The sequence below is a fragment of the Polymorphobacter fuscus genome (assembly GCF_011927825.1).
Taxonomy (GTDB): Bacteria; Pseudomonadota; Alphaproteobacteria; order Sphingomonadales; family Sphingomonadaceae; genus Sandarakinorhabdus; species Sandarakinorhabdus fusca.
Genome location: NZ_JAATJI010000001.1, coordinates 890,548 through 907,607, shown reverse-complemented (window position 1 = coordinate 907,607; position 17,060 = coordinate 890,548). Strand labels below are relative to the sequence as shown.

12 protein-coding genes are annotated in these 17,060 nt (G+C 62.9%); 10 read left to right on the top strand and 2 right to left on the bottom strand.

The window, feature by feature from the left end; translation table 11 throughout:
* The first annotated feature begins 34 nt into the window (after positions 1 to 34).
* From mdh to GGQ62_RS04300, 10 genes are all read left to right on the top strand, one after another.
* Positions 35 to 997 carry a malate dehydrogenase gene (mdh, locus tag GGQ62_RS04345; protein WP_152576330.1) on the top strand — a complete coding sequence of 321 codons (963 nt, stop codon included), beginning with the start codon at positions 35 to 37 and terminating at the stop codon, positions 995 to 997.
* Positions 998 to 1,014: 17 nt separating this feature from the next.
* The gene (gene bioB, locus GGQ62_RS04340) at positions 1,015 to 1,992 is read left to right on the top strand and encodes a biotin synthase BioB (RefSeq protein WP_152576331.1); all 978 of its coding nucleotides are present in this window, start codon (positions 1,015 to 1,017) and stop codon (positions 1,990 to 1,992) included.
* The gene (sucC, locus tag GGQ62_RS04335) at positions 1,989 to 3,188 is read left to right on the top strand and encodes an ADP-forming succinate--CoA ligase subunit beta (RefSeq protein WP_152576332.1); all 1,200 of its coding nucleotides are present in this window, start codon (positions 1,989 to 1,991) and stop codon (positions 3,186 to 3,188) included. The genes bioB and sucC overlap by 4 nt, the downstream gene beginning before the upstream one ends.
* A gap of 3 nt (positions 3,189 to 3,191) precedes the next feature.
* On the top strand, positions 3,192 to 4,076 hold the full coding sequence (gene sucD / locus GGQ62_RS04330) for a succinate--CoA ligase subunit alpha (RefSeq protein ID WP_152576333.1): 885 nt from the start codon (positions 3,192 to 3,194) through the stop codon (positions 4,074 to 4,076).
* 101 nt (positions 4,077 to 4,177) lie between these two features.
* Entirely contained in the window at positions 4,178 to 6,991 is a 2,814-nt protein-coding gene (locus tag GGQ62_RS04325) for a 2-oxoglutarate dehydrogenase E1 component (protein WP_152576334.1), read from the top strand.
* Positions 6,992 to 6,995: 4 nt separating this feature from the next.
* Positions 6,996 to 8,291 carry a 2-oxoglutarate dehydrogenase complex dihydrolipoyllysine-residue succinyltransferase gene (gene odhB, locus GGQ62_RS04320; RefSeq protein ID WP_152576335.1) on the top strand — a complete coding sequence of 432 codons (1,296 nt, stop codon included), beginning with the start codon at positions 6,996 to 6,998 and terminating at the stop codon, positions 8,289 to 8,291.
* Positions 8,292 to 8,301: 10 nt separating this feature from the next.
* Positions 8,302 to 9,696, top strand: coding sequence for a dihydrolipoyl dehydrogenase (gene lpdA / locus GGQ62_RS04315; protein ID WP_152576336.1), 1,395 nt, complete (start codon positions 8,302 to 8,304; stop codon positions 9,694 to 9,696).
* Positions 9,697 to 9,826: 130 nt separating this feature from the next.
* A complete protein-coding gene (locus GGQ62_RS04310) occupies positions 9,827 to 10,408 on the top strand; it encodes a trimeric intracellular cation channel family protein (protein ID WP_153401117.1) in 582 nt (193 codons plus the stop codon).
* Between the two features lie 655 nt (positions 10,409 to 11,063).
* Positions 11,064 to 11,732: a recombinase family protein gene (locus GGQ62_RS04305; protein ID WP_152576337.1), complete on the top strand. Its 669-nt coding sequence runs from the start codon at positions 11,064 to 11,066 to the stop codon at positions 11,730 to 11,732.
* A 300-nt stretch (positions 11,733 to 12,032) separates the two neighbouring features.
* A complete protein-coding gene (locus tag GGQ62_RS04300; protein WP_167649468.1) occupies positions 12,033 to 14,372 on the top strand; it encodes a putative bifunctional diguanylate cyclase/phosphodiesterase in 2,340 nt (779 codons plus the stop codon).
* Between the two features lie 75 nt (positions 14,373 to 14,447).
* Here GGQ62_RS04300 and GGQ62_RS04295 read toward each other — a convergent pair whose 3' ends face one another.
* Together GGQ62_RS04295 and GGQ62_RS16255 are read right to left on the bottom strand one after the other, a co-directional pair.
* The gene (locus GGQ62_RS04295) at positions 14,448 to 15,404 is read right to left on the bottom strand and encodes a hypothetical protein (RefSeq protein WP_152576339.1); all 957 of its coding nucleotides are present in this window, start codon (positions 15,402 to 15,404) and stop codon (positions 14,448 to 14,450) included.
* 217 nt (positions 15,405 to 15,621) lie between these two features.
* Positions 15,622 to 16,788 carry a CDP-alcohol phosphatidyltransferase family protein gene (locus GGQ62_RS16255; protein ID WP_152576340.1) on the bottom strand — a complete coding sequence of 389 codons (1,167 nt, stop codon included), beginning with the start codon at positions 16,786 to 16,788 and terminating at the stop codon, positions 15,622 to 15,624.
* Positions 16,789 to 17,060: the final 272 nt, after the last annotated feature.

The window sequence follows — 17,060 nt, the reverse complement described above, 5'->3', positions numbered from 1 at the left end:
CTCTGAACGACTCAAGCGAAGGACGTTTTTCCCCATGGCTCGCAACAAAATCGCGCTGATCGGCGCGGGCAACATCGGTGGCACGCTGGCGCATCTGGCGGCTGCCAAGGCACTTGGCGATGTCGTGCTGTTCGACGTTGTGGAAGGCGTGCCGCAGGGCAAGGCGCTCGACCTTGCCCAGTGCGGCCCGGTCGAAGGCTTCGATGTCGAGCTGAAGGGCACGAACGACTATGCCGATATCGCCGGCGCCGATGTCATCATCGTCACCGCCGGTGTCGCCCGCAAGCCGGGTATGAGCCGCGACGACCTGCTCGGCATCAACCTGAAGGTGATGAAGGCGGTGGGCGAAGGCATCAAGGCCAATGCGCCGGGGGCTTTCGTGATCTGCATCACCAACCCGCTCGACGCGATGGTCTGGGCGCTGCGCGAGTTTTCGGGCCTGCCGCATCACATGGTCGTCGGCATGGCCGGCGTGCTCGATTCGGCGCGGTTCCGGCATTTTCTCGCCGACGAGTTCAAGGTTTCGGTCAAGGATGTGACGGCCTTCGTGCTCGGCGGCCATGGCGACACGATGGTGCCCGTGGTCGAATATTCGACCGTTGCGGGCATCCCGATCCCCGACCTGATCAAGATGGGCTGGACGACGAAGGAGCGCATCGATGCGATCGTCCAGCGCACCCGCAGCGGCGGCGGCGAGATTGTCGGACTGCTGAAGACCGGAAGTGCCTATTATGCCCCGGCCACGAGCGGCATCGCGATGGCCGAAGCCTATCTCTACGACCAGAAGCGCGTCATCCCCGCGGCGGTGAACCTGACCGGGCAATATGGCGTCAATGACCTTTATGTCGGCGTGCCGTGCATCATCGGCGCCGGCGGCGTCGAGAAGATCGTCGAAATCGCGCTGACCGAGGAAGCGCAGGCGAATTTCACCGTGTCGGTCGATGCGGTGAAGGAACTGCTGGTCGCGTGCAAGGCGATCGACGGGAGCCTCGCATAGTGCCAGACGGCGCCGATATGGCGATTTCGGCGCGCGCCCGCTGGTCGCGTGCTGACATCGCTGCGCTGTTCGACCTGCCGTTCATCGACCTGGTGTTCCGGGCGCAGACCGTGCACCGCGCCCATTTCGATCCCAACCGCGTGCAGAAATCGCAGCTGCTGTCGATCAAAACCGGTGGCTGTCCCGAAAACTGCGGCTATTGTGCCCAGTCGGTGGCGTTCCAGACCGGCGTGAAAGCAGAAAAGCTGATGGCCGTGGCCGATGTTGTCGCCGAGGCCGCGCGCGCCAAGGCCGGCGGTGCGACACGTTTCTGCATGGGGGCGGCGTGGAAGAACCCCAGGGATCGCGACATGCCGGCGCTCGCCGAAATGGTCGCCGGCGTGCGCGCGCTCGGGCTGGAAACCTGCATGACGCTGGGTATGCTCAGCGACAGCCAGACGGCAGCGCTGGCCGATGCGGGCCTTGATTACTACAACCACAATATCGACACCGCGCCGGAATATTATGGCGACATCGTCACCACGCGCAGTCAGGGCGACCGGCTCGATACGGTGGCCCGCGTTCGTGATGCCGGCATCGGTGTCTGCTGCGGCGGCATCATCGGCATGGGCGAAAGCCGGGCCGACCGGATCGGGCTGATCGAAACGCTTGCCAACCTGCCGGAACCGCCCGGCAGCGTGCCGATCAACGGCCTGGTGCCGATCGCCGGCACGCCGCTGGGCGACGCGATCCTGTCGGGTGCCGCCCCGGCGGTCGATGGCATCGAATTCGTCCGTACCGTTGCGGCGGCGCGCATCACCATGCCGCGATCGATGGTGCGCCTGTCCGCCGGCCGCGAGGCGATGAGCGACGAAACCCAGGCGCTGTGCTTTCTGGCGGGTGCAAATTCGATCTTTGTCGGCGACAGGCTGCTGACGACGGCAAATCCGGGGGTCGATCGCGACACCCGGCTTTTTGACAAGCTGGGTCTGACCCCGATGGAGGCGTTCGCATGAACATTCACGAATATCAGGCCAAGGAGGTCCTCTCCAAATTCGGGGTGCCGGTGCCCGCGGGCTTTGCGGCGCTGACTGTCGACGAGGCCGTCGCTGCGGCGGGCAAGCTGCCCGGGCCGCTCTATGTCGTCAAGGCGCAAATCCACGCCGGCGGGCGCGGCAAGGGCAAGTTCACCGAGCTGCCGCCCGAAGCCAAGGGCGGCGTGCGGCTGGCGCGTTCGGCCGAGGATGTGCGGGCGGCGGCGACCGACATGCTCGGCAACACGCTGGTGACCATCCAGACCGGACCGCATGGCAAGCAGGTCAACCGGCTCTACATCACCGATGGTGTCGATATTGCCAAGGAATTCTACCTGGCGCTGCTGGTGGACCGCGCGACCGGCCGGATTTCGCTCGTCGTCAGCACCGAAGGCGGCATGGACATCGAAACCGTCGCGCATGACACGCCCGAAAAGATCCAGACACTGACCATCGATCCGGCAACCGGCGTCATGCCGCACCATGGCCGTGCCGTTGCGGCCGCGCTCGGGTTGACCGGTGACCTCGCGAAACAGGCCGAGTTCGTGACCGCCAAGCTGTACGACGCCTTTGTCGGCACCGATGCGTCGCAGATCGAGATCAACCCGCTTGCCGTCACCGACGACGGCAAGCTGATGGTCCTCGACGCCAAGGTCGGCTTCGATCCCAACGCACTGTATCGCCACCCCGATCTCGTCGCGCTGCGCGACCTGACCGAGGAGGACCCCGCCGAGGTCGAAGCGTCGAAGTACGACCTTGCCTTCATCAAGCTCGACGGCACCATCGGCTGCCTGGTCAACGGCGCCGGGCTGGCGATGGCGACGATGGACATCATCAAGCTCAACGGGGCCGAGCCGGCCAACTTCCTCGATGTCGGCGGCGGCGCCGACAAGGAGAAGGTGACCAATGCCTTCAAGCTGATCCTCAAGGACCCGGCGGTGAAGGGGATTCTCGTCAACATCTTCGGCGGCATCATGCGTTGCGACATCATCGCCGAGGGCATCATCGCCGCGGCGAAGGAAGTGAACCTGTCGGTGCCGCTGGTCGTGCGGCTGGAAGGCACCAATGTCGAACTGGGCAAGAAGATCCTGGCCGACAGCGGTCTGCCGATCATTTCCGGCAACGACCTCGGCGATGCAGCGGCGAAGATCGTCGCCGAAGTGAACAAGGCAGCCTGAACCATGAGCATTCTCGTCAACGCGGCCACCCGCGTCATCACCCAGGGCTTCACCGGCAAGCAGGGGACGTTCCATACCGAGGCGGCGATCGCCTATGGCACCAATGTCGTCGGCGGCACGGCGCCGGGCAAGGGCGGCCAGACGCATCTGGACCGGCCGGTGTTCAACACCGTCCATGAAGCGCGCGCCGCAACCGATTGCGATGCCAGCGTGGTCTATGTGCCGCCGGCGGGTGCTGCCGACGCGATCTGCGAGGCGATCGACGCCGAGGTGCCGCTGATCATCTGCATCACCGAAGGCATTCCGGTGCTCGACATGGTGCGCGTCAAGCGCTCCTTGTCCGGTTCCAGGTCGCGGCTGATCGGGCCGAACTGCCCCGGCGTGCTGACGCCGGGCGAATGCAAGATCGGCATCATGCCGGGCAACATCTTTTCCAAGGGTTCGGTCGGTGTCGTGTCGCGTTCGGGCACGCTGACCTACGAGGCCGTTCACCAGACCACCGCGGTGGGCCTTGGCCAGACGACCGCCGTCGGCATCGGCGGCGATCCGGTCAACGGCACCAACTTCATCGACATGCTCGAACTGTTCATGGCCGATGCCGCCACCCAGTCGATCATCATGATCGGTGAAATCGGCGGGTCGGCCGAGGAAGAAGCCGCGCAGTTCCTCGAGGACGAGGCGCGCCGTGGTCGCAAGAAGCCGATGGTCGGTTTCATCGCCGGCACCACCGCTCCTCCCGGCCGCCGCATGGGCCATGCCGGGGCGATCGTGTCGGGCGGCAAGGGCGATGCGGCATCGAAGATGGCGGCGATGGAAGCCGCCGGTATCGTGGTGTCGCCGTCACCGTCGCTGCTCGGCGTGACGCTGGCGGACCTGCTGAAAGGCTGAGGCCCGCATCCTTTCGCAAAACATGGCAGCCATGTGGCTTTCGGCGGTGACACGCCGGACCCATATGGCTATCAGCCTGTGGCGGAAGAAGGACGTGCGCGATGGATTATGAAGCTGGGTTGCCGACGGCGGAAGACAGCGCCGGGCCGTCATGGGCGCGCAATGACTGGCCGCTTCCCGCCAGCGATGACCTGACCCGTGCTCTCGACGCGCGCGACATCCTGATCACCGCGCCGGCCAAGGCGGCGGCCAAGGCCGCTGCGGCCGGGGCCAGCCCGGAAGCGATCGCACAAGCGGCGCAGGATTCGATCTCGGCGCTGATGCTGATCCGAACCTACCGTGTGCGCGGCCATCTCGCCGCCAACCTCGATCCGCTCGGGCTGATGGTCCGCGATCTGCCGGCCGACCTGACCCCCGAATATCATGGGTTTTTCGAAGCCGACCTCGACCGCCCGGTGCATATCGGTGGGGCGCTGGGGCTGCAGACGGCGACGATCCGCGAGCTGGTCGAAATCCTGCGCGCCAATTACTGCGGCAATGTCGGTGTGGAATATATGCACATCAACGATGTCGAGGAGCGGCGCTTCATCCAGGACAAGATCGAGGGGCGCGACAAGGAGATCCACTTCACCTCGAACGGCAAGAAGGCGATCCTCAACAAGCTCGTCGAGGCCGAATATTTCGAGCGCTTCCTGGGGCGCAAATATGTCGGCACCAAGCGCTTCGGGCTCGACGGCGCGGAATCGATGATCCCGGCGATGGAATCGATCATCAAGATCGGTGGCCAGCTGGGCATTACCGAGATCGTCTTCGGGATGCCGCATCGTGGCCGGCTCAACATGCTCGGCAATGTCATGCGCAAGCCCTTCCGCGTGATCTTTCACGAGTTCGGCGGCGGATCGGCCAATCCCGACGATGTCGACGGGTCCGGCGATGTCAAATATCACCTCGGCACCAGCACCGATCGCGAGTTCGACGGCAATTCCGTCCATCTCAGCCTGGCGCCCAATCCGTCGCATCTGGAAGCGGTCGATCCGGTCGTTCTCGGCAAGGTGCGCGCCATCCAGACGCGCACGGGGGACGTCCACCATGTCAAGTCGCTGCCGGTGCTGCTGCACGGCGACGCCGCCTTTGCGGGGCAGGGCATCGTCGCCGAATGTTTCGGCTTTTCGGGGGTGACCGGGTACAATACCGGCGGGACGATCCACTTCGTCGTCAACAACCAGGTCGGTTTCACCACCAGCCCGCAGTTCGCGCGGTCGTCGCCCTATCCCAGCGACGTCGGCAAGATCGTCCAGGCGCCGATCTTTCATGTCAACGGCGATGATCCCGAGGCGGTGACCTTTGCCACCAAGGTGGCGACCGAGTTCCGCCAGAAGTTCGGCCGCGACGTCGTCATCGACATGTGGTGCTATCGCCGCTTCGGCCACAATGAGAGCGACGAACCGAGCTTCACCCAGCCGTTGATGTATGCCGAAATCGGCAAGCATCCGGCTGTCAGCGAGATCTATGCCGCGCGGCTGGTGCGGGAAGGGGTCGTCGACGAAGGCTTTCTGCAAGGCGCGATCGACCAGTATACCGCGACGCTGGAGGCCGATTTCGAAGCCGCGACCAGCTTCAAGGCCAACAAGGCAGACTGGTTCGAAGGCCAGTGGTCGGGCCTTGGCAAGCCGCGCGAGGACATCGGCAGCCGGCGCGCCGCGGTGACCGGCGTGGCGGGCGACGAACTGCGCGGCATCGGGCGGACGTTGACGGCGGTCCCCGACGGGTTCGCCATCCACCGGACGCTGGCGCGCATTCTCGATGCCAAGGACGATGCGCTGACGCAGGGGCAGAATATCGACTGGGCGACCGCCGAGGCACTGGCGTTCGGATCGCTACTCAAGGACGGCTATGGCGTGCGCCTGTCGGGCCAGGATTCGGGGCGCGGCACGTTCAGCCAGCGCCATTCGGTGTGGACCGACCAGAAGGACGGGCATCGGTACGTGCCGCTGGCGTCGATCAGCCCGAAGTTCGAAGTCTATGACAGCCCGTTGTCGGAATTCGGCGTGCTGGGGTTCGAATATGGCTTTGCCTCGGCCGATCCCAAGACGCTGGTGCTGTGGGAGGCGCAGTTCGGCGATTTCGTCAACGGCGCGCAGACCATCATCGACCAGTTCATCGCATCGGGCGAGATCAAGTGGCTGCGCGCCAACGGCCTGACGATGCTGCTGCCGCACGGCTATGAAGGCCAGGGCCCCGAGCATAGTTCGGCACGGATGGAACGGTTCCTGCAGCTGTGCGCCGAAGACAATATGCAGGTCGCCAATGCGACGACGCCGGCGAACTATTTTCACCTGTTGCGCCGCCAGATGCTCCGCGATTTCCGCAAGCCGTTGATCGTCTTCACGCCGAAGTCGTTGCTGCGCCACAAGCGCGCGACATCGGCGCTGGAGGACATGGCCGCGGGGACCAGCTTCCACCGCTGCCTCGACGACATGGCGCCGTGCGATCCGGACAAAATCCGGCGGTTGGTGCTGTGCAGCGGCAAGGTCTATTACGACCTGCTTGAGGCACGCGAGAAGACCGAGCGCGACGATGTCTATCTGCTGCGCGTCGAGCAACTCTATCCCTTCCCGGGCGAAGTCATTGCCGAATATGCGGCGCGCTTCCCTGGGCTGGAGGACGTCGTCTGGGCCCAGGAAGAGCCGAGGAACGCCGGCGCCTGGACTTTCGTCGCGCCGCTGATCGAAACGGCCCTCGACCGCCGGCCGATCTATGCCGGACGCGCCGCGGCGGCCGCCACCGCCACCGGGCTGTTGCGCCGCCACAATGCCGAGCAGGCAAAGTTGATCGCCGAGGCGCTCGGCGCTGCCCGATCCGACGTCAAGGCCGCCATCGGTGGCGGTATCAAATCATCGCAGAACGCAGGTTAATATCATGGCAACCGACGTCATCATCCCGGCCCTTGGCGAATCGATCAGCGAGGCCAGCGTCGGCCAATGGCTGAAGCAGCCCGGCGACGCCGTCGCGGCCGACGAGCCGATCGTGAGCCTGGAGACCGACAAGGTGGCGGTCGAAGTGCCGTCGCCGGTGGCCGGGACGATGGGCGAGCAGCTGTTCAAGGTCGGCGACACGGTGGCAGTGGGCGCTCGGATCGCGATCATCAACGCCGGCGGCGAAGCGGCGGCACCGGCGCCTGCCAAGGCCGAGCCGGCCCCCGCGGTAGCGGCGCCGGCGGCCCAGCCCGCCGCGGCACCTGCTGCCGCGCCTGCGCCGTCACCTGCGCCGGCGGCACCGGCAGCAGCGGCGGCTCCTGCGGCCGGCGCGGCGCTGGAGGCCATGGGCCCGGCGGTGCGGACGCTGGTCGACAGCTACAATCTCGATATCGCCAGCATCCAGGCGTCGGGCCGCGACGGCCGGCTGACCAAGGGGGATGTGCTGGCGGCGATCGAGGCTGGAACGGCGAGGGTCAAGGCCACGCCGGCAGCCGCTGCGGCGCCGGCCCCTGTGGCAGCCGCGGCGCCGGTCGAGGAGCGCCGTGAGGAACGTGTCCGGATGACGCGGCTGCGCCAGACCATCGCGCGCCGGCTGAAGGAAGCGCAGAACACGGCTGCGATGCTGACGACGTTCAACGATGTCGACATGACCGCAGTGATGGCGACGCGGGCACGCTACAAGGATCTGTTCGAAAAGAAGCACGGGGTCCGGCTGGGCTTCATGTCGTTCTTTTCGCAGGCGGTGGTGCTGGCGTTGCGCGATGTTCCCGCCGTCGGCGCCGCGATCGAAGGCGATGAACTCGTCTATCGCAACTATGCCGACCTCGGCATCGCTGTGTCGTCCCCCGGCGGCCTGGTGGTGCCGGTGCTGCGCAACGCCGACAAGCTGTCGTTTGCGGAGACCGAGCTCGCCATCGGCGATTTCGGCAAGCGCGCGCAGAGCAGCCAGTTGAAGATCGAGGAGTTGCAGGGCGGCAATTTCACCATTTCGAACGGCGGGGTCTTCGGTTCGCTGATGTCGACGCCGATCCTCAACACGCCGCAGTCAGGCGTTCTGGGGCTGCACCGTATCGAGGAGCGGCCGGTGGTGCGCGATGGGCAGATCGTCATCCGCCCGATGATGTATCTGGCGCTGAGCTATGACCACCGCGTCGTCGATGGCCGCGAGGCCGTGACCTTCCTGGTGCGCGTCAAGGAAGCGATCGAGGATCCGGCGCGGCTGCTGATTGACCTGTAAGGACGTTCCGATGGCTGACCCTGAATTCGATGTTGTCGTTATCGGCAGCGGCCCCGGCGGCTATGTCGCCGCCATTCGTGCGGCGCAACATGGCCTGAAGGTCGCGTGCATCGAAAAGCGCGATCGGCTGGGCGGCACATGCCTCAACGTCGGCTGCATTCCGTCGAAGGCGTTGCTGCACGGGTCCGAATATTATGCCGAGGCGCAGTCGGGCGCGCTCGCCAAGTTCGGTGTCAAGCTGGGTTCGGTCGAGCTCGACCTGCCTGCGTTGCTGGGAGAGAAAGACAAGGCCGTCAAGGAGTTGACCGACGGCATTGCCTATCTGTTCAAGAAGAACAAGGTCGAGTGGGTGGCAGGCGAGGCCAGCTTTGTCGACGCGAAGTCGGTCAAGGTCGGCGACCGCCTGTTGACGGCAAAGAATTTCATCATCGCAACCGGATCCGAAGTCGCGCTGTTGCCTGGCATGGTGCCCGATGGCGAAGTCATCGTCACCTCGACCGAGGCGCTCGATCTCGATAAGGTGCCCGAGCATCTGGTGGTGATCGGCGGCGGCTATATCGGGCTGGAAATGGGTTCGGTCTGGCGGCGGCTGGGTGCGCGCGTCACTGTCATCGAATATGCCGAGCGGATCGTGCCGGCGATGGATGTCGAAGTCGCAACTGCCTTCGCCAAGGTGCTGAAGAAACAGGGTTTCGAAATCCGCACCGCGACCAAGGTGACGGGTGTCGTGCGCGACGGTGCCGGGGCCGCGGTGACGATCGAGCCGGCAGCCGGCGGCGCGTCCGAGACGATTGCGGCCGATATCGTGCTGCTTTCGGTCGGGCGGCGGCCGAACACCGATGGCTTGAATATCGAGGCGACCGGCCTGACGCTGGATCGCGGCCGGATCATTGTGGCCAAGGACTTCAGCACGCCAGTCCCCGGCATCTGGGCGATCGGCGATGTCGTGCCGGGGCCGATGCTGGCACACAAGGCGGAGGACGAAGGCCTTGCCTGTGCCGACAATATCGCCGGGCTGACCGGCTATGTGAACCATGATGTCATCCCGGCGGTGGTCTATACCCACCCCGAAGTGGCAACGGTGGGCAAGACCGAGGAAGAGCTGAAGGCCGCGGGCACCGCCTACAAGGTCGGCAAATTTCCCTTTGCCGGCAACAGCCGCGCCAAGACCAATCGCGACACCGAAGGGTTCGTGAAGGTCCTGGCCGATGCGGCGACCGACCGCGTGCTCGGGGTCCATATCATCGGGGCGATGGCGGGGACGATGATCGCCGAAGCCGCGATCGCCATGGAATTCGGCGCGTCGAGCGAGGACATCGCCCTGACGTGCCACGCCCACCCGACTCACCCCGAAGCGCTGAAGGAAGCCGCGATGGCGGTCACGGGCAAGCCGATCCACATCTGATGGCGGGTTGCCGCAATGGCCGGAGCGTGATCGCCCCGGCCTTCGTCGCGCCCGGCCAGTCAGCGAGGGCACTTCCGTGATCGACACCCCGGTCCTCGAATCCATCCGGCCGCTGCTGTCGTGGCTCGACATGGCGGCTGTCGCGGTGTTTGCGGTCTCCGGCGCGCTGGCGGCGGCGCGGGCAAAACAGACCATCGTCACCTTTGCCTTTTTCGCCGCGATCACCGGGATCGGCGGTGGCACGCTGCGCGACCTGCTGATCGGTGCGCCGGTGTTCTGGGTCGGGCGGTCCGACTATATCGGCGTCTGCCTGGCGGCGGCCGGGGCGGTGTGGCTGTTGCGCGCCGACCGCTGGCAGTTGCCGGCGCTGCTGTGGTTCGACGCGGTCGGAATGGCGGCCTATGCGGTTATCGGCGCGGCAAAGGCGGAAACATTCGGCGTGCCGCCGCTGGCCTGCATCGTCATGGGCGTGCTGACGGCGAGTTTCGGCGGGATCATCCGCGACGTGCTGGCGGGCGAGCCGTCGATCCTGATGCGGCGCGAAATCTATGTGTCGGCAGCAGCGCTGGGAGCGACGACCTATGTCGTGCTCGTTGCGCTCGGGGTGGACCGGACGGCGGCGGGGGTCATCGGGGCGGCGGCGGGGTTCGGCTTGCGGGCGCTGGCGATCGGCAAGGGTGTGGCATTGCCCGGCTATGGGGACGAAGATTAGAGCCGCTTTCGACGTTCCCGGGTTGAACGGGAGCGCGAACCGGCTGATGTCCGATACAGGATTAGGGCGGGATGCGGCCAGCAGGGATGGGTCGAGGCTTGTCGCTGGATTTGCGCGAGCCGATGATCGCTGCGAGCGACGGCAGGCCATCCTCGCGTGCGGCGGCGCGCGCTTCGGCCGCATGCGCGATCCCGCAACTTTTCCCCAAGCGCATCATCCACGATTTGCGGGACGCATCGTCGATCTCAATTCCCGGCAGGAATGGGCAATGACTTCACGGCCTGCGGGGATGATGCAACTTGGCCGAAACCCATTCCAGCACGGGCCAAGGCATGGTTTTGCCTGCACTGTGCCCCAGATCCTCGCTTGATTTTAAAGTGCGACTTGCGTGGCCACTGCACCAGCCAGCAAAAGTGGCGCGACCCCGTAGTTAGAGACCAGTTAAGGATAACAGAGAGATTACAATAATTATTTTAATATGAACTAGTAAACGACATTCTCGGTAAATTATTAGATTTATATGATTTTACAGCTAGACTACGGTTTTGTTTCAACGCTTGACTAATCCGGATTACAGTCGCAAAATTATCTTTGCAGACCAGTTCTGCAGTCGAGAGACGAAGACGACACTATAGTCGTGGTCTTGGGGGCGGTTATGAGTGGCATTGATTTATTGGTAACGAAGTCAGATGCAGCGTCACGAAGAATTGGCTACGTTCGTGTCACATCTTTGGATTGCGATGAGGATGTCCAGATTGCGGCAATGAAGGAAATGAATTGCTATTGCGTCTTTCAGGATGTGAGCGAAACAGCGCGCAAGAAACGACCCGGACTCGTTTCCGTACTTGAGCTGGCGCTGCCGAATGACACCGTCGTGGTTTGGAGACTTGACCATCTTGACATGACAGCACAACAACTATTCTTATTGCTCGATCGCTTCAAGCGACAGAATATCCACCTGATTTCAATTAAGGATGGCATCGATACCACGGCGTTAGGCGGCTGTAACGTGCTCCAGATTGGTGCTGCCATTGCCGAGATGGAACGGCGGGTTGTCGCAGAGCGTGACATCGAACGCTTTGTCGTCAGCGAAACGCGTCGCGGCCGGCCGACGATACTTTCCGAAGCGCTTCTGAAGGACATCGAGTGTCTGGCCGCAGATCCCGCGTTGTCGACAGCGGATGTTGCCAGAAAGGTTGGCGTTTCGAGGGCAACGGTCTACCGCGGCCTCGGCGTGCTGCGTGCCCGATCGCGGCTGTCGGAATATGCTGACGAGGGGTTGCCTGCCGTCACCAGGGCAACCCAGAGATCCGTGACTGTCTAATAGGCCAACGAAGATTTGCGTGTGAAAAACTGGCTGACGGCAGGCCTTTCGGCTGTTTTAATCGGGAAGCCCTTAGTCAAACGGATCTTCGATCTCGGGGTTCGCCCAAGGGCAGGGCTTTAGATACAGAAATTAAAAGAAATGTCTCTTGAGAAGGAGAAAGGAACAACCCGAAAAAATACAAGTGCTACCAAATAGATGAGTCTGGCAGTTCCAGGGCTCGAAATTTTCTTGAGCGTAGTTGCTGGCGCAAGACTTGAAATTTTAGGCAGTCGACCGCGACGGGTTGGGGAGGCAAGGATGTCGTTTACGTGGCGCGGAAATACATGCGATCCGGCGAGTGCCGATGAGGTACCCAAGCTTCAGTGCCATCGGCTGTCGAATGACCAGGAGGCGGAACGACTGCGTGCCCTGAGGGCCTATCATATACTCGACACGCCGCCCGAGGCCGCCTTCGATCGGCTGACGCTGGCCGCAGCGGCGATATGCGGGACGCCGGTGGCTCTGGTAAGCCTGGTCGACGAACACCGGCAATGGTTCAAGGCCAATGTCGGCCTGGCCAAGCTCGTCGAAACGGAACGCGATATCGCTTTTTGCGACGTCGCGATCCAGCAATCCGAACCACTCGAAGTCCTTGATGCGCGTACCGACCCCCGCTTTGCTAGCAACCCATTGGTGACGTGCGAACCCGGTGTCTGCTTCTACGTCGGCGTACCGCTAACGTCGCACGATGGTTTTCGGATTGGCACGCTTTGCGTGATGGATCACACACCGCGCGAGGGGGGACTGACCAGCGTACAGCGGCAGTTGCTGTCAACTCTCGCGGAGCAAGTGGTAACCGAACTCGAACTGCGATCGGCGTTGGGGCGAGCGAAGGAGCAACAGCGGGCGCTTGTCGAGCGCAACGACAAGCTCTGCGCTTTGCAGGCCCGCGTTGCCAACGCGTTCGAAAGCTCGGGTGTCATCATCTGGGAATGGGAGCATGCGGAGGAGCGGCTGTGGCTGGGGGCGCCCGACGTCATCGCGTCGATCACAAAACACCTGGTCGAGGATGCGCTGCGTACTGTGCATCCGGATGATCGCGACGCGATGGTAAGCCATTTGAAGGACTATATCTGCGGACGGGTGACCCATTACGAATGTGAGATTCGGGTGGCAGCATCGGATGGCGGCTGGCGCTGGATGCTGATGCGCGGCGCTTCGGTTGAGCACGACCGGATGGGCATTGCGCGCGCGGTTTCCGGGACGCTGACCGATATCGACGAACGCAAGCGGGCGAAGGACCGGTTAAACTGGATCGTCAGCCACGATACTCTGACTGGGCTCGCCAACCGTCTGCGCTTTCAGGAACTGCTGGAGGCGCATCTGGCCTTCCCAGCCGTCAAGGGCCAGTCGCCGGCCAGGTTGGCGCTCATCTTGCTCGATATCGACCATTTCAAGGGCGTCAACGATGTTTACGGACATGCCGTCGGCGACGCTCTGCTGCAGGAGGTGGCACAGCGGCTGAAATGCTTCATCGCCGATGGTGAAACCGCAGCGCGGCTGGGCGGCGACGAATTCACGCTTCTGATTCCCGATTGCGGCATCGACGAAGCGATCGTTCGGCGCATCGACGGGTTGGTCGCGATCCTTCGTGAACCGCTGATGGTGGACGGGTTTCGGCTCGACTGCCGCGCCAGCATCGGCGTCAGCGTCTATCCCGATCACGGCACCGACGCGGCGACTTTGTTGAAGAATGCCGATATCGCCATGTACCGCGCCAAGGGGCATGGCCGCGGCATTGCCACGCTTTATCTGCCCGATTTCAGTGCCGAGTTGATCCGCCGCAGGCGGCTTTTCGATGGCGTACGAAGCGCCATGGCGGCCGGCAGCCTTGCCGCCTATTATCAAGCGCAATTTTCGCTCGATCATGGCTCGATCATCGGCTTTGAAGCCCTGCTGCGCATACAGGACAGTGCCGGCAACTACAGCCTGCCAGCCGATCTCAGCGATGCCTTTCAAGATGCCGAGCTGGGTGTTGAGATCGGAAACTGGATGATACGCCAGGTCGTCGCCGACCTAGCTGTGTGGGAGCGGGAGGGGGTCGACGTCGGTTATGTCGCGATCAATGTCGCTGCGCCGGAACTTCGCCGTAGCGATTATGGCGAAAGGCTTTTGTCGACGCTCGCGGCCGCGGGCGTGCCGTGCAAACGCCTTCAGATCGAGATTACCGAAGGTGTGTTCCTGGGGCAGGACAGCGACACGGTCGCAGATACATTAAAGACGCTAAGCAATGCCGGGATCCAGATCGCTTTTGACGATTTTGGCACGGGGTTCGCAGCGCTGTCGCACCTCAAACGTTTCCCGATCAATACCATCAAGATCGATCGCAGCTTCATCTGCGACCTCACGACGAACCCCGACGATGCAGCAATCGTTGATGCCGTCATCGGCCTGGCCAAGGGGTTGGGCATGGAGGTGATTGCCGAGGGTGTGGAAACAGTCGAGCAGGCCATGCATCTCTACGCACGGCGCTGTGATTATGCCCAAGGCTTCTATTTGCATCGGCCGATGCCGGCTGCCGCGGTGCAGGCGCTGCTGCTCGCCGAAGCCAATTCGGGGCAGCTAAACCGTATCCGCCGAGTCGCCAAATGGCGCTGAACGCAGCGCAGGCTGGCCGGAGAACCTGCACGGCCCGGTCTCAGGGGGTCTCTTCCGCCGCGCGTACAGTCGCTGTCATGTCAGCAACCCTCCAACAAGCCGCGCGTATCGCCTTGCGGCGGGAGGCACGGGGCCGACGTTCCCAAGGCAGGCGAGGGCGCCGATGGCGGCTTCCCGCCAGTCTGCATCGGCGAAGCTCACATCGACACCGCCTCGGGCGTCGAGCGGCCTCGCGTCGCTCAGTTCGCAATCGAGGCCTGTTGCTTCAGAGATGGCTTGCTGCACGGAAGCTTGCGCGAAGTCGGCGGCATCGACCATCAGAACGTCTGCCCGGCAATGCGCAGCGAGGGACAGCAGCCAGAAATGCGCAGCGAGCGCGATCCGCTCCGGCATCGGTATGACGTGGCAGAGGGTTTTGGCGCGACGAGCGTCGTCGTCGAGCGCTTGCAAGTCGGGATGGCGCGCGATCAACAGCGCCGCCGCGGGGGCGAGCACCGGCGTGTCGGCGTTCAACAGCACGATGCGCAGCATCTGCGAGAAGAAATAGTCGCCAGCCTGCCGCGCACGATAGGCAGCGACCATGTCGGCCGGGTCGCGCAGCACGTAGATCGTGGTACCGCCCAGCAGGTCCTCGATCCAGTGGCTGCGCAACGTCGCCCGACAGAATTTGAAGACGGCGCGCGCCGGCGCGGTCTGCGCAAGGCCTTCGAGATAGCCGGCCAATGCCGGACATTCCTCACCTTTTGCCAGGGCAAAGGGCTGCCAGGCGAAGGATTCCTGGTGGCCGGGGACCATGCCTGCTTCATTGGTCGGAAAATCGGTGAGGTAGTGGAAAGCGGCCTCGGGATGGCCGAGTTCGCGCTGCATCCCCGCTGACGCCCAGGCGTCCCACCGCCCTCGCGGATGGCGCGAGAAATCTTCGTGCAGCGGTTCGTAGAACAGGCTGGCCGTATTGGCCTCGCGCAGCCGGAAGGCGAGATAGGTACCGCCTGTCCGCCACAGCGTCTGGATCAAAACGGGGCGGGCCTTCATGCGGCATCCTTCCTAGTCTTGCCCTCGCTTATAGGCTGCAATCAAGCGAGGGTTGGCGCGGACCTCGACCGGCGTCTTGGCGGCGGTCAGTGATCCAGGCCGTGAACCCATGAAGCGAGCCTCTCGGCGCGGTGGAATGTCTGCTGCGACTCGCCCACTCGGCGCGGTTCGAGGGAAGTCCGATGACGTCGACGATCGCGGCGCAATCCGGCAAAGCTCAGTGTCCAGACCGGTGCGCGCGGCCTCTTGATCGAAGCTGACGCTGCATCGGAGTTCGCGCGCTCGCCGAGTCGACCGTTACCAAGGCGACAACCGCGATCAACCACAAGCAGGAACCGATCGCAAACAGTTGCAAAAATCTCTGACCGAACCCAAAGACAACCATCAAAGCACCGGTAAGTGCGAGAAAGTCGCGCATCGTCAGCCAGACAATCCAATTTGCCGCCTGGGTACGGCTCTGCCTTACGACACATTTGAGGGCATCAAAGTTTATCGGTCTCCCGGAAAATGCCGCGACTCCGCCGAGGAGCACAAGACCCGTACTCAGGCATGCAAAGCCTATCATTCCTGTAAGCGCCGCGTTTTCAGCGCCTTGATACGTAAGGCCGAGTCCCAAGCCTGTCAGAAACGCGAGATTGGTAATCGCGTCGGTCAAGGAGTCGAGGGTCGCTCCCATTTTGCTGGTTCGAAATGTGGCTCGGGCTATTTCTCCGTCTACCCCGTCAATGACTGACGCAATATGGAAGAGTATCGCACCGGCCATCAGGCCAGCATAGGAGCCAGAAATAAGGCAATAAAACATGGCCAACGCGATCAGAGCAGCAGCAGCAGTCGCGTGGATCGGGCGGACCGCCCTGTACGGCAATAGCAAGCGGGTTATGCGCGTGGAGATCGGTCGATTGAAATGCCTCGAAACGATTCCGTCGCTGGACTTTATCGTTGCTCTGACAATGTCCCTTCCTGCTGCATCAAGCAAGGTTGCCAGGCCAGTGGGGCCTTGCTTGGCATGGAAGCACTGAATTCTGTCCGGTTCCGACACACACGACAGCCGATTCGGTCCTTCCCGGTTCAACCGCAAGCAATTCAGAATCGTTTCTGCCGGTGTAAGAAGTTCCCCAGCAAGCCACAGATCGCCGGGTGCTGGCACGAGATCAGCAGTTAGGGTCGGGCAATTTTCGACACCGGGCACAAGACGCGCAATTTCCTCAAGACTCCAGCTATCAAGAAAAGATCTACCTGACACAGCCAGGATGATGTCGCAGCAATTCGTAAATTGCTGTGCCGCCAAATCGGCTTCGCGTGCAGCGCGCGCGATCGATGGAAGCCCAGCGACATTAGCGGTAGCGGTTTCCGTTGAAGCAAATACCAGAATTATGCGCGGCAATTGACCCCCCTACGACCGACGCACCAACTTCCCGTCACCTGCTGCTAGGCCCCGATTGATTTCTTTAGCCGATTCGACCCGCCGTATATTCATTATGGAGCAGCACACGGGCAGAGGACAAGCCAAAAAGATCCTGAACCGTCGCTAAAAGTCTAATGTCCGCAAGGAAGCGCATGTCACTGAAAACAAACGATTGATCATCAGAAAGATCCATATCCAGAACCATAATCCGATTTACCATGCTATAATCGATCCAATTTTTCGAATTTTAT

Excerpts from the sequence above, each read along its gene's own strand:
- odhB (WP_152576335.1), top strand. The coding sequence starts at position 6,996 with ATGGCAACCGACGTCATCATCCCGGCCCTTGGCGAATCGATCAGCGAG.
- GGQ62_RS04305 (WP_152576337.1), top strand. The coding sequence starts at position 11,064 with ATGAGTGGCATTGATTTATTGGTAACGAAGTCAGATGCAGCGTCACGA.
- GGQ62_RS04300 (WP_167649468.1), top strand. The coding sequence starts at position 12,033 with ATGTCGTTTACGTGGCGCGGAAATACATGCGATCCGGCGAGTGCCGAT.
- bioB (WP_152576331.1), top strand. The coding sequence starts at position 1,015 with ATGGCGATTTCGGCGCGCGCCCGCTGGTCGCGTGCTGACATCGCTGCG.
- GGQ62_RS04325 (WP_152576334.1), top strand. The coding sequence starts at position 4,178 with ATGGATTATGAAGCTGGGTTGCCGACGGCGGAAGACAGCGCCGGGCCG.
- lpdA (WP_152576336.1), top strand. The coding sequence starts at position 8,302 with ATGGCTGACCCTGAATTCGATGTTGTCGTTATCGGCAGCGGCCCCGGC.
- sucC (WP_152576332.1), top strand. The coding sequence starts at position 1,989 with ATGAACATTCACGAATATCAGGCCAAGGAGGTCCTCTCCAAATTCGGG.
- sucD (WP_152576333.1), top strand. The coding sequence starts at position 3,192 with ATGAGCATTCTCGTCAACGCGGCCACCCGCGTCATCACCCAGGGCTTC.
- GGQ62_RS04295 (WP_152576339.1), bottom strand. The coding sequence starts at position 15,404 with ATGAAGGCCCGCCCCGTTTTGATCCAGACGCTGTGGCGGACAGGCGGT.
- mdh (WP_152576330.1), top strand. The coding sequence starts at position 35 with ATGGCTCGCAACAAAATCGCGCTGATCGGCGCGGGCAACATCGGTGGC.
- GGQ62_RS04310 (WP_153401117.1), top strand. The coding sequence starts at position 9,827 with ATGGCGGCTGTCGCGGTGTTTGCGGTCTCCGGCGCGCTGGCGGCGGCG.